This is a genomic window from Synechococcus sp. NOUM97013 (assembly GCF_014279815.1).
GTDB lineage: Bacteria > Cyanobacteriota > Cyanobacteriia > PCC-6307 > Cyanobiaceae > Synechococcus_C.
The window spans coordinates 533,670-546,601 of record NZ_CP047941.1 but is presented as its reverse complement, the minus strand read 5'-3'; the positions used below and the strand labels follow the sequence as shown (position 1 = coordinate 546,601).

At 57.3% G+C, this 12,932-nt stretch carries 9 protein-coding genes and 2 rRNA genes; 6 read left to right on the top strand and 5 right to left on the bottom strand.

All coding sequences use genetic code 11. The features are described 5' to 3' along the window. Positions 1 to 18: 18 nt before the first annotated feature. A complete protein-coding gene (locus SynNOUM97013_RS02840) occupies positions 19 to 1,716 on the bottom strand; it encodes an alpha-amylase family protein (RefSeq protein ID WP_186480689.1) in 1,698 nt (565 codons plus the stop codon). Positions 1,717 to 1,833: 117 nt separating this feature from the next. Here SynNOUM97013_RS02840 and SynNOUM97013_RS02835 point away from each other — a divergent pair, with 117 nt between their 5' ends. Next, positions 1,834 to 3,234, top strand: coding sequence for an aldehyde dehydrogenase family protein (locus SynNOUM97013_RS02835; RefSeq protein WP_186480688.1), 1,401 nt, complete (start codon positions 1,834 to 1,836; stop codon positions 3,232 to 3,234). Between the two features lie 78 nt (positions 3,235 to 3,312). Further along, positions 3,313 to 4,338 (top strand): LysM peptidoglycan-binding domain-containing protein, encoded by a 1,026-nt coding sequence (locus SynNOUM97013_RS02830; protein WP_186480687.1) that lies wholly within the window; start codon positions 3,313 to 3,315, stop codon positions 4,336 to 4,338. A gap of 7 nt (positions 4,339 to 4,345) precedes the next feature. On the opposite strand, the gene SynNOUM97013_RS02825 is transcribed toward SynNOUM97013_RS02830, so the two are convergent. Both SynNOUM97013_RS02825 and SynNOUM97013_RS02820 read right to left on the bottom strand, forming a co-directional pair. Next, the gene (locus tag SynNOUM97013_RS02825) at positions 4,346 to 5,833 is read right to left on the bottom strand and encodes an ATP-dependent DNA helicase RecQ (RefSeq protein WP_186480686.1); all 1,488 of its coding nucleotides are present in this window, start codon (positions 5,831 to 5,833) and stop codon (positions 4,346 to 4,348) included. A gap of 42 nt (positions 5,834 to 5,875) precedes the next feature. Then, the gene (locus tag SynNOUM97013_RS02820) at positions 5,876 to 6,952 is read right to left on the bottom strand and encodes a hypothetical protein (protein WP_255442916.1); all 1,077 of its coding nucleotides are present in this window, start codon (positions 6,950 to 6,952) and stop codon (positions 5,876 to 5,878) included. A gap of 101 nt (positions 6,953 to 7,053) precedes the next feature. Here SynNOUM97013_RS02820 and SynNOUM97013_RS02815 point away from each other — a divergent pair, with 101 nt between their 5' ends. Genes SynNOUM97013_RS02815 through mtnC form a run of 4 tightly spaced genes read left to right on the top strand, consistent with a single transcriptional unit; the run spans position 7,054 to position 9,504 of the window. Beyond that, positions 7,054 to 7,263 carry a photosystem I reaction center subunit IV gene (locus tag SynNOUM97013_RS02815; protein WP_186480685.1) on the top strand — a complete coding sequence of 70 codons (210 nt, stop codon included), beginning with the start codon at positions 7,054 to 7,056 and terminating at the stop codon, positions 7,261 to 7,263. Between the two features lie 3 nt (positions 7,264 to 7,266). Continuing rightward, complete coding sequence (locus tag SynNOUM97013_RS02810) at positions 7,267 to 8,118, top strand: DNA-formamidopyrimidine glycosylase (RefSeq protein ID WP_186480684.1); 852 nt, start codon at positions 7,267 to 7,269, stop codon at positions 8,116 to 8,118. Between the two features lie 46 nt (positions 8,119 to 8,164). Further along, positions 8,165 to 8,782 carry a methylthioribulose 1-phosphate dehydratase gene (mtnB, locus tag SynNOUM97013_RS02805; RefSeq protein WP_186480683.1) on the top strand — a complete coding sequence of 206 codons (618 nt, stop codon included), beginning with the start codon at positions 8,165 to 8,167 and terminating at the stop codon, positions 8,780 to 8,782. Continuing rightward, the gene (mtnC, locus tag SynNOUM97013_RS02800) at positions 8,779 to 9,504 is read left to right on the top strand and encodes an acireductone synthase (RefSeq protein ID WP_186480682.1); all 726 of its coding nucleotides are present in this window, start codon (positions 8,779 to 8,781) and stop codon (positions 9,502 to 9,504) included. Before mtnB ends, mtnC begins: the two co-directional genes overlap by 4 nt. Before the next feature lie 103 nt (positions 9,505 to 9,607). Here the strand turns inward: mtnC and rrf are convergent. Beyond that, positions 9,608 to 9,724: ribosomal RNA gene (rrf, locus tag SynNOUM97013_RS02795) — 5S ribosomal RNA — on the bottom strand. A 117-nt stretch (positions 9,725 to 9,841) separates the two neighbouring features. Continuing rightward, positions 9,842 to 12,707, bottom strand: a 23S ribosomal RNA gene (locus SynNOUM97013_RS02790). Positions 12,708 to 12,932 lie beyond the last annotated feature (225 nt).

The following is a 12,932-nucleotide window of genomic DNA, read 5'->3' as shown; positions in this document are numbered from 1 at the left end:
GCGCTGAGCTGGCTGGGGTCAAGAGGGCTGCCGAACGTCCTCGGCGTCCCGCACATCCTCCACTCCTTCCACGTCTTCCACCTCACCGATCAGCCACCAGCTGAATCCATGGGCGGGGAGATAGACAAACCATGAATCCGATGCAGGCGGGTATTCACAGCCCCAGAGCACCTCACGGGTTCGCTCACCGCGCCAGCGACTGAGATCGAGTCGCAGGGAGGCTCCGGCCGCGGAGAGATTGGCAGCGACGAGAACTGTCATGCCGCCATCACAACGCACGTAGCTGATGACACTGGGATGCGTGCAGTGCAACAGCTCAAAATCACCGTGGCGAAGGGCCGGCAGCAGCCGCCGACAGGTGAGCATGCGCCGATGCCAGTTGAGCAGCGAAGCAGGCAGCTGCTTCTGAACCTCCACATTCACCACGCGGTAGTCGTATCCCGGAGAAGTAATCGGTGGGAGCACCAGCAGAGGATCAGGTGCTGTTGAGAACCCACCATTTCGCGCTGGAGTCCACGCCATGGGGGTGCGGTTGGGATCGCGATCACGCAGTCCAGGCCAGTCCCCCATCCCCAACTCATCTCCGTAATAGAGGCAGGGCATGCCAGGAAGGCTGTACAGCAGAGCATGCAGCACCCGGTTGGATCCTGAATCGCCATTGAGCAACGGGGCTAAACGACGATTGATTCCCCAGTTGAGCCAGTGCCCCTGACCTTGATGCAGACCCGCGCGAATGGTCTGAATCACGTCTTCAGGAACCAGGTGGCCGTCCCCCAGCCACAGCTCGTCATGGTTGCGCAAGGGCAAGGCCCAACGACATCCATGCACAGCTTCCTGCGCTTCGCTCAGACAATTGCGCAAGCCCTCAACAGCGCCACTGGCAATGGCGGCGAACAGGTGGGCCGTCAGGGCGAAATTGAATGCGCCATGCAGCTCATCTGTCATCAGATAAGGAGCGATCTCATCCAATGGCTGAATCGCTTCCCCAAGCAGGAGCACATCACGGCCATGGGAGTCGACCCGGTCGCGCAAACGCTTGAGAAACGCATGCGTTTCAGGCAGACCTTCACAGCGGGTGCCTTCTGCTTCATAGAGAAACGGCACAGCATCCAGCCGAAAGCCGTCCACACCTCGCTCAATCCAGAAATCCACCACATCCAACATCGCCTCCTGAACCAGAGGGTTGTCGTAGTTGAGATCCGGCTGATGACGCAGGAATCGATGGAGGTAGTACTGCCCAGCTACCTCATCCCATTCCCAGTTGGACGACTCGAAATGACGGAAGAGCACCGGAGCATCCGCATAACGATGCGGGTCATCACTCCAGACATAGATGTCGCGTTCAGGACTGCCCTGAGGTGCCCAGCGCGCTCGCTGGAACCAGGGATGGAGGGTGCTGGTGTGATTCATCACCAGATCCATCACAACCTTCATGCCCTGACCGTGCGCTGCAGTCAGCACCCGGTGAAATGCAGACAGATCTCCGAGGTCGGGATGAATCGCCTTGAAATCGGTGATGTCATAACCACCGTCCTGCAACGGGGAGGGATAGATAGGCGTCAGCCAAATCGCTTCCACACCAAGCCAGCGCAGATAAGGGAGACGGCTTGCCAACCCCTGAAGGTCGCCAATGCCGTCACCGTTGCCATCGGCATAGCTGCGCACGATCAGCTGGTAGATGACGGCCCCGTTCCACCACGGCAGCTTCTGAACCATCAAGCCGATCACTCTCTCTTTGTAGTAGGCGCAATCGGCTGTGCCGTCATCCCCTCAGCAACGGTTGATGGGACGGACTTGCGAGCATGACGACCAGCAAACCCTGCTCCTGACGTAATGGCCGAGGCCAGCACCGCCACCGCGTTCACCGATGCCGATCTGCAGCGGATGCGCGAACCGGTCCTGAAGGGCGTCACGCAACCGGAACGCTGGCGGCGAGAACAACTGCAGCGCCTGCGAAACCTCGTCAGCAAAAACGAATCGGCAATTCTCGAGGCACTGCATCAAGACCTGGCCAAACCTCCCCTGGAAGCCATGGCCGAAGTGGTGGCCCTTCTTCAGGAGCTAAAGCTGGCCGAACGGCGATTGCGCTCCTGGATGCGGCCGCAACGCATTCCCGTCCCAATCGTGCAGAAGCCTGGCCGCGCCGAACTGATCCGGGAGCCCCTGGGATGTGTTCTGCTGATCGGCCCCTGGAACCTGCCATTCAGTCTGACTCTGTGGCCCCTCGTGAGCGCACTGGCCGCGGGGAACACCGCCGTGATCAAACCTTCAGAACATGCTCCGGCCACCGCCGAACTGATCGAACAGTTGATCCCCATGCACTTCGGGGAGGACGTGGTGACCGTGGTCAATGGAGACGGAGAGGTGGCCGCGGACTTGGTGCGTCAGCGCTTTGATCACATCTTCTTCACCGGTGGCGGACGGATCGGCGCCAAGGTGTTGGAGGGTGCAGCAACCAACCTCACGCCCGTCACGCTGGAACTGGGGGGCAAGAACCCAGCGATCGTCCTCAACGATGCCGATCTCGACGTGACAGCGCGCCGCCTGGTCTGGGGCAAGGGTTTCAATGCCGGGCAAGCCTGCATCGCGCCGGATCACCTTTTCGTTCAGGAGGATGTGCGCGAGCCCCTGCTGGATGCCATCGCACGGGAGAGGCTCAAGCTGTATGGCGAACAACCGCTTGAGTCGAGCGATCTGTGCTGCCTCATTCACGACAGGCACTACAGCAGGCTGGAAACCCTGTTGCGCGGTGCTCAAGCAGAGGGACGGGTGCTGCTTGGCGGTGAATTCGACCCTGAACGACGCCGAATCGCACCCAGCCTGATTGCCGTGCGCGATGAGCATGACCCCTTGATGGCCGATGAGCTGTTCGGTCCCCTTCTCCCTGTGCTCTCCATCCCCAATCTGGATGCGGCCATCGCACACATTCAGAAACAAGACAAACCCCTCGCCCTCTATCTCTTCGGCGGCGACACCAACGATCAGAAGCAGGTGCTGCGTCAAACCAGTTCTGGTGGGGTGTGCTTCAACGATGTGGTGATGCAAGCAGGTGTTCCTGATCTGCCGTTTGGAGGGGTGGGCGCCAGCGGCATGGGTGCCCACCACGGTGAAGCGGGATTCCGCACCTTTTCCCACGAACGCTCAGTTCTGCGTCGCCCGTTCTGGCTCGATCTCCCTCAGCGTTATCCCCCTTACACGCTCAGCCCAGACACATTTCGTCGTTTGCTGAGCTGAGCATCTGCAGTGAATGGCCAGGTGGGGACTGGCATCAAGCCGGAGGCACCTTATGGTTCGCCCAGCCACCGGAGACGCATGCGCCGCACCCTCCTCACCATCCTGACCTTGCTGGCCCTTTCGCCCCTGGCAGGCCATGCGGCATCGGTGACCGTCAAATCAGGTGAGACCCTGTCCGACATCGCGGCTCGCTACGGAGTCTCCGTCAACAGCCTGATGCGTCTGAACGGACTGCGTGATTCTGATTTCGTGCAGGCAGGCCAGCGGCTACGAATTCCCGGAACCGTCAGTGCTGGCTCGGGTCGCCACACCGTGCGATCCGGCGACACCCTCAGCGGAATCGCAGCGCAGTATCGGGTTTCGGAACGTCAGCTGATCGTGCTGAATGCCTTGCCCAGTGCCGATCACGTGGAAATCGGTCAAACACTGAAACTGCCAAGCAATGCGGTGCTTCCTCAAGCTGCACCCCGAGCGACTGCGCGCGTTCAACCCGCCCCGATCAAGGCCGATCCCAACGCCACCTCACACACCGTGGCGCGGGGTCAGACCCTCACGCAGATCGCCAAGGCTTACGACATCCCAATGGCGTCTCTGATCAGCATCAACGCCATCGCCAATCCCAACCAGGTGAAAGTGGGCACCCAACTGATGCTGCGCTCCAGCCAACCGCAGCTGGACACAACATCGGGTCCCAGAGATTCAGTGCCAGCCTCGCAAGCATCTGAAGGTTCAGGGGACTCGGTTGACGCTGTGGCCACAGAGACGGTGACAACAGAAGCGGTGGTCACCGAAACCGTTGCCAAGGAACCGGTGGTGACCGCTGCCGCCACTACAGCACCAAGCACCAGCGTCGAGCCCAAACAAGCCTCCTGGAGAACCTACGGCCCCCTCCAAGTCGATTGGGGCAACTGGCAGTCGATGGCTGGCAGCGAGGTGGCACCAACCCTCAATGGAGAGGGACAGTCCCTTTACGTTGCCGTGAACTGTTCGGCGAAAAAAATCAACGTGACGGGCGCCAACGGCATGTGGAAAAGCTGGATCGCACCCCAGACCGAGTTTGAACGCGCCCTCGTGAAGGATCGCTGCTCAGCCATCAAGAGCTGAGCTGCGCTCAAGCTGCGTAATGCAAAGGCCAGGGCTGACGCAGAAAGCGTCGGCCACTGTCCTTGAGATACAACCGCTGACTGCCGTCGTTGCTTTCGTGGATCAGTTCCTCCTGAACCAATCGTCGCGTTAACCAACCCCAGTGCGGTGCACGACCTTCCTCCAGATTGAGACGGTCGCTCAAGCTGCGGGCATCAGTCCCGTGCTCCTGGGCGAGGCATTCGAGCACCGCTTTGGCTTCATCGGACCAATCCAAACGTGGCGCCTGCGAAAGACATCGGTCACAACGACCGCAGGGAGGCACTAATTCGCCGACTGACAGCAGAAGGGATTGCTCTCGGCAGTGCTCGCCTTCGGCTACAGCTTCCATACGACGCAACTGCTGCTGCGCCAGTTCAATCCGCCGCGCCTCCTCCACCGCATCCGTCCCGGAGGCACGCCTAAGCGCGTTCTGCATGGCCCAGCCAAGACTGGTGCGGTCCCTGGGAGAAAAGAGAACCAGGCAATGGGCAGGGCGACCATCACGCCCGGCCCGCCCGGATTCCTGCAGATAGCCCTCAGGAGTGCTGGGCAGATCCAGATGCAAAACAAGACCCACATCGGATCGATCCACACCCATCCCGAACGCCACTGTGGCCACCAGTACGGGGGCCTCGGCCTCGAGAAAATGTGCCAAAGCGCGCTGTCTCACATCAGGCTCAAGACCAGCGTGATAGGCAATGGCCTGGACACCATTGGCACAGAGACGTTCCGTCCACTGCTCCACAGACCGGCGCGTGCGGGCATAAATCAGGCAGGCGCCACGGGCCTGCTCAAGAGCCTCCATCACATCGGGCAAGGGATCTTTCGCCCGACGACGCATGGCGTAGTGCAGATTGTCGCGGCGTGCAGAACCGACCTGAATCAGAGGTCGCCTCAGATGCAGAAGGCGCAGAATGTCGGCCCTGACCCGAGGTGCGGCGGTGGCACTGAGGGCCACCATCGGCACCCCCGGGCACAGATCTCTGAGTTGACCGAGACGCCGATAGTCGGGCCTGAAGTCGTGCCCCCAGGCACTGATGCAATGAGCTTCATCCACGGCAAAAGCAACCAGCTGGCCCGTTGCGGCGTGCTCTTGAAGGATTGAACGTGTCGCTTCTCCCTGCAGCCGCTCGGGGGCGAGATACAGCAGACGGAGATCACCATCAGAGAGCTGGCGCAAAATCTCACGGCGTCGATCGGGCTCGATACCGCCGTGCAGACAGGCCGCGGCGATGTCACGACGACGCAGCTGCAGCACCTGGTCCTCCATCAGGGCGACCAAAGGCGAAATCACCACCACAAGCCCTGAGCGAACTAGGGCAGGCAATTGATAACAGAGGGATTTGCCCCCTCCAGTCGGAAGCACTGCGAGACAGTCCTGGCCACGCAGCAGACACTCGACCACTGGACGCTGTCCAGGACGGAAGTCATCCCAGCCGTAATGGCGTTCCAGCGCATCCAGAAGCAGATCCAAGACACACCATGGATGGCGTCTTTAGCTTACTGAGCACCAGATCTAGGGAATAGGCGGGGGTTCCAGCTGGTCAGGCGATTCCTCCACCAACTGCAGACGAACACGTTTGCCACCTGCCAATTCACCAAGCGAAACGCGGAGCGTGGCTCCACTCAGGCTTTGCAGCGCAGACAAAACATCCCGGAGATAAGGCGTGCTGCTGCCGCTCTCCACCCAAAGACGCTCTTGCAGGCCGCCCAATCGGCGCCATGACGTATGCAATTTGAGAACCGCTGATTCCAGTGCCTGAGCCTGTCCGACGGCATCAGCAAGAAGCCCAAGGGCATCAAGACGCTGTGCTTCCTGCATGGCTTTTTCCAGATCGAACTCACCCTGCTGGAAGGCACGCACCGCCTCACCGGATTCGGTCGCCTTGGTGATCCATCGCGCAGTGTGCGTCACGTCTTTGATGCGCTCCAGCTCCGGTTCATCGCGAAGCACCTTGCGCAGGTCGTCCTGCTGTGGCTCAGGCAATTTCGCCAGTTCGCGGACCAGAGGCGCGACAACCTTCGGTGGAAGCAAGTTCTCCTGGGTGCGCTGACGAATTTCTTCAGGGAGAAGGGGACTGGTGGCTGCGGTGAACTCATCGGTGAGACGTCGCACCTGTTTACGGGTGATCTCCTGGCCCTCATTGGCGGCTTCCGAAATCATCAACTGCACTTCGGGAGCCGCCTGGGCCGTTTCCATGAAGGCCCGCTTGGAGAACTGATTGACACTGCTCTCCTCCAAAACGCCCTCACCCAACATTTCCTGAGCGGACTCCGCCAACTGAATCAAGCCATAGGCACGGGTCTTGCTGATCTCTCGCTCGCGCAACCACTGCAGGAAGCCAGCGCCACGCCCCTCTCCACCTCGCTTTTCGCGATCGCGCACAGCCTTGAGGATGCGTCCGCGCCAGATTTCGGTTTGCAGGTCGAACTTGTCACAGACCGCCCAGGCCTGCTCAAGCCGAGCCAGAAACTCCATGGTGCTGATGTCATCCTGCTCAGGATCGGGAAGATCCAGCTCCAGCACAGGCGGCTCAGGTTGTGTGGGTAGCAAGGTCAGCAACGCACCGAAGGCTGGATGCTGCCATGGCACAGAACACTTTCTTCAAGTGCAGGACGACATTGTGTGTCGCTCGATCCCTGAACGGGAGACACGGCGATACGCTCTGCATGCAGCCGAGTTCCAGCGCAGCGATGGCGATCTCCCGCGGTGACATGGTGCGCATCAAGCGCCCTGAGTCTTTCTGGTTCAACGAAGTGGGCAAGGTGGCGTCGATTGACACCTCCGGAATCCGCTATCCCGTTGTGGTCCGCTTTGAACAGGTCAATTACAACGGCCTACAGGGCACCGACGGTGGCATCAACACCAACAACTTTGCGATGTCCGAACTCGAGCCCGCTTGAGTCTTGCCGGAACTTCCGGAAGTTGAGACGGTTCGCCGCGGATTAGCGAGCCGTCTTGATTCGTTTCTCATCCAACAGGTTGAAATCCTTCGTGAACGGGCTGTAGCCAGCCCGGGAGGGATCATCACGTTCTGTGATGGCCTCCGAGGCCAACGTGTCGGTGAATGGACTCGTCGAGGCAAATACCTGATGGCCTCGCTTCATAAACCAGGCACCCATCAAGCCAGCGGTGTGTGGGGCGTTCATCTGCGCATGACCGGTCAATTCCAGTGGCATGACGAGCCCAGTGATCCCTGCAAACACACCCGTGCTCGCTTTTGGAACGAGCAGGGTCAGGAACTGCGTTTCGTTGATATGCGCAGCTTCGGGGAAATGTGGTGGGTGCCTAACGGCACACCCATCGACTCGGTGATCACTGGCCTGAAACGACTGGGTCCCGAACCATTCAGTGATGCCTTTAACGCCAGCTACCTTCAGCGCGAACTGAAAGGATCCACACGATCGATCAAAGCGGCACTTCTGGATCAATCACTGGTGGCGGGCACGGGCAACATTTACGCCGACGAAAGCTTGTTCGTCGCAGGCATCGCACCTCAAACGCCAGCGGGTCGCCTCAATCGCCAACAATTGGAGAAATTGCGCGACAGCTTGGTTCACGTATTGGAGATCAGCATTGGCGTCGGCGGAACCACCTTCAGCGACTTCCGTGATTTGGAAGGTGTGAATGGAAACTATGGAGGCCAGGCCGCTGTCTACAGGCGAACTGGCAAGGAGTGTCTGAGCTGCGGAACCCCCATCGAACGAATCAAACTGGCAGGGCGCAGCACCCATTGGTGCCCCACCTGTCAGAGCTAGGCAAAGCTTGCGATAGGACGGAAACTGAAAGCCAAGCCCTTGGTCCATGTCTGCCGATCACCAGGCGAGTGCGCTGATCTCCACCATGCAAGCGCTGCACCGGAGAGGCTGGTGCGATGGAACAGGGGGAAATTTCAGTGTTGTGGTCGATCGCGAGCCATTGCAACTGCTGATGGCGCCGAGTGGCGTCGACAAAGGCACTGTCACCAGAGGTGATCTGATCGTTGTGAACGGCGAAGGGAAGGTGATGAAAGGCAACGGACGAGCCAGCGCTGAAACACTGATGCATCTGCGCATTGTTGAGCAATGCGGTGCTGGCGCCGTTCTGCATACGCATTCCATCAATGCCACATGGCTCTCCAGAAGATTTCTAGATCAAGGATCTCTCGTCCTCGAGGGCTGGGAAATGCTGAAAGGCCTGCAGGGCATCAACACGCACGCCACCAGCATTGAGCTGCCAATCATCAACAATGACCAGAATCTTGAAACGTTGAGTGAAACGGCGGGTCAACGGCTTGAACAAGCACCCCATGGCTTGCTTGTTTCGGGCCATGGTCTCTATGCCTGGGGAGCTGATCTTCAGCAGGCCCGTCGCCATACTGAGATCCATGAGTTCCTCCTGGAGCTCGCCTGGAGACAAACTCTCGTCACCAACCGCTTGTGATCCAAGTCATTCTGCTGGATATCGAAGGAACCACGTGCCCAGTGGATTTCGTCGCGAAAACACTCTTTCCCTATGCACAAGCGCACTTAAACCAAACGCTCGAAAGAGGAAGAGACGAGCCAACAATTGCCAACATCCTCCAGGAGGCAATTGACGAATGGCATAAGGATTCAGATCCGACCTGCCAGCAGATGCTGGCCATTGCGAATCAATCTCCACCATCGAATGCACAAGTTGCTGAATACCTTCAGCATCTGATCAAGTCAGACAGAAAATCAACCGCCCTGAAAGAACTTCAGGGAATCATCTGGAAACAAGGCTACGAATCCGGAGAACTGACAACACAGTTATTCGCCGATGTGTTGCCCAGCCTTGATGCATGGACCTATAAAGGAATGACCTTGGCTGTCTACTCTTCAGGAAGTGTGCAAGCGCAGAAACTGCTCTATGAACACACAAGCCAAGGAGACATTAGCGACAGATTCAGCCACTGGTTTGACACACGCACGGGGCCAAAGTTAAAAACTGAGAGTTACACCAAGATCTGCCGAACCCTCAACACACGAGAAGAATCTGCTCTCTTCATCAGTGATCATCCCGGAGAGTGCGATGCAGCCCTCTCCGCAGGATTACGCACAACCTTCTGCCTTCGACCTGGCAACCCCCATCAAGACCCCGGCCAGCATGATCTGATTCAAAGCTTCCACGACCTGATGCCATAACCCTGGCCTTCCCATCAGGTTTATGCACAATCAATGGGCACAAAAAAAGCCACCCCATCGCGGGGTGGCTTTCTTTGGATCACAGCAGTGATCAGAATGTTTTACCTGGCATCGAGCTATTTTCTCAGGGGGCTACCCCCCAAATATCGTCGCCGCTGCTGCGTTTCACAACCGAGTTCGAGATGGATCGGAGTGGGACCACAGCGCCATGGACACCAGGATAGAAAACATTCTCAAGGAGTGAACCCTGAGAACTGCATAGGTCATCACCTTCCACTTTCGCTTCAAAGTGATGGTCAGAATCGAATAAAACTTGCCTCAGACAAGAGCCAAATGAATGGTCAAGCCCTCGGTCTATTAGTACTCCTCCGCTGCATCCATTGCTGGACTTCCACGTAGAGCCTATCAACGGGTGTTCTTCCCGTGACCTTACTGGGTTACCCCATGGGAATACTCATCTTGAGGTGGGCTTCCCACTTAGATGCTTTCAGCGGTTATCCACTCCGCACATGGCTACCCAGCGTTTACCGTTGGCACGATAACTGGTACACCAGAGGTGCGTTCCTCCCGGTCCTCTCGTACTAGGGAGAAATCCTCTCAATATTCCTACGCATACACCGGATATGGACCGAACTGTCTCACGACGTTCTGAACCCAGCTCGCGTACCGCTTTAATGGGCGAACAGCCCAACCCTTGGGACCGACTTCAGCCCCAGGTTGCGATGAGCCGACATCGAGGTGCCAAACCTCCCCGTCGATGTGAACTCTTGGGGGAGATCAGCCTGTTATCCCTAGAGTAACTTTTATCCGTTGAGCGACGGCCCTTCCACTCAGAACCGTCGGATCACTAAAGCCGACTTTCGTCCCTGTTCGACTTGTAGGTCTCACAGTCAAGCTTCCTTCTGCTTTTGCACTCGTCGGCTGATTTCCAACCAGCCTGAGGAAACCTTTGCGCGCCTCCGTTACCTTTTAGGAGGCGACCGCCCCAGTCAAACTGCCCACCTGATACTGTCCGCTCCCCGGATAACGGGTGAACGTTAGAACCCTAGCTCTGAAAGAGTGGTATCTCACCATTGACTCCCTCGTACCCACGAGCACGAGATCAACGTCTCCCACCTATCCTGCGCATTCAGAGCCCGGGCACAATACCAAGCTACAGTAAAGCTTCATAGGGTCTTTCTGTCCGGGTGTATGTAGTCCGCATCTTCACAGACAATTCTATTTCGCCGAGCCTCTCTCCGAGACAGCGCCCTGATCGTTACGCCTTTCGTGCGGGTCGGAACTTACCCGACAAGGAATTTCGCTACCTTAGGACCGTTATAGTTACGGCCGCCGTTCACCGGGGCTTCAGTCGCCAGCTTCGCTTACGCTGACCGGCTTCCTTAACCTTCCGGCACTGGGCAGGCGTCAGCCCCCATACATCGTCTTGCGACTTAGCGGAGACCTGTGTTTTTGGTAAACAGTCGCCAGGGCCTCTTCACTGCGACCACCTTGCGGTGGCACCCCTTCTCCCGAAGTTACGGGGCCATTTTGCCGAGTTCCTTAGAGAGAGTTACCTCGCGCACCTCGGTATTCTCTACCACCCCACCTGTGTCGGTTTCGGGTACTGGCAGTTATGCCTTAACGGGTATAGAGCTTTTCTTGGAAGCTTGACATCACCAACTTCGCTGCCGTAGCAGCTCGTACTCACGCCTCAGCTCGGAACGTTTTCGCCGCTCCTCAACGCCTTGAACGCTTGAACCAGTAACCAACATCTGGCTTGGCTAGCCTTCTCCGTCCCTCTTCCCAAAACATAACCGGTACAGGAATGTTGACCTGTTATCCATCGACTACGCCTTTCGGCCTCGCCTTAGGTCCAGACTAACCCTCCGCGGACGAGCCTGCCGGAGGAACCCTTAGGGTTTCGGTGCATGGGATTCTCACCCATGTTTTCGCTACTCAAGCCGACATTCTCACTTCTATGCAGTCCACGCCCGCTCACGCTAACGCTTCGCCCCACATAGAACGCTCCCCTACCATAAATCCGCAGCTTCGGTACAACACTTAGCCCCGTTCATTTTCGGCGCAGGATCGCTCGACCAGTGAGCTATTACGCACTCCTTTGAGGATGGCTGCTTCTAGGCAAACCTCCTGGTTGTCTGGGCAATCCCACCTCCTTTATCACTTAGTGTTGATTTGGGGACCTTAGCTGGCGGTCTGGGCTGTTTCCCTCTCGACCATGGAGCTTATCCCCCACAGTCTGACTGCCTCGCTACACACAGGGTATTCAGAGTTCATCTCGATTTGGTACCGCTCTCGCAGCCCGCACCGAAATGGTGGCTTTACCCCCCTGCTGGAGCACGAGACGCTACGCCTCAACGTATTTCGGGGAGAACCAGCTAGCTCCGGGTTCGATTGGCATTTCACCCCTAACCACAGCTCATCCGCTGATTTTTCAACATCAGTCGGTTCGGACCTCCACTTGGTATCACCCAAGCTTCATCCTGGCCATGGTTAGATCACCCGGGTTCGGGTCTATAAACACTGACAAACGCCCTATTCAGACTCGCTTTCGCTATGGCTCCACCATTTCCGGTTTAACCCGCCAGTGCCTATAAGTCGCCGGCTCATTCTTCAACAGGCACACGGTCACCCTATAAGTAGGGCTCCCATTGCTTGTAAGCTCACGGTTTCATGTTCTATTTCACTCCCCTCCCGGGGTTCTTTTCACCTTTCCCTCGCGGTACTGTTTCGCTATCGGTCACACAGGAGTACTTAGCCTTACGAGGTGGTCCTCGCAGATTCACACGGAATTTCACGTGCTCCGTGCTACTCGGGATACAGCTAGGTCAGTTCAGTTTTCGTGTACGGGACTTTCACCCTCTGTGGTGTGTCTTTCAAACACTTCCACTAACATTCCTTTTCCACATTGCTGTCCCACAACCCCAATAGTCGAAACTATTGGTTTAGGCTCTTCCCCGTTCGCTCGCCGCTACTTAGGGAGTCGTTTTTACTTTCCTTTCCTCCAGCTACTAAGATGTTTCAGTTCGCTGGGTTGGCTCGCGCCAGCCTATGGATTCAGCTGGCCGTATTAAGGGTTGCCCCATTCGGAAATTCCCGGATCAAAGCGTGTTTCCAGCTCCCCGAGACTTATCGCAGGTAACCACGTCCTTCATCGCCTCTGTGTGCCAAGGTATCCACCGTGAGCCCTTTGTAGCTTGACCATATAATCTCCAACACGCTTGCCGTCGTTGAAACGGATTCTCACTGATTTATTCCTAAATCAATAATCAAACTCCTGATTGCTCGACACAATCAGAAGAACGTGATGGAGTCTCGGCTCTTGCTCAAGAATTAACATCATCCTCAAAAAAGAATGATGCATCCATGAGAGATGCTTTATTCTTTCCAGACTCACCTATGCAGTTGTCAAGGTTCTGCTAGACATC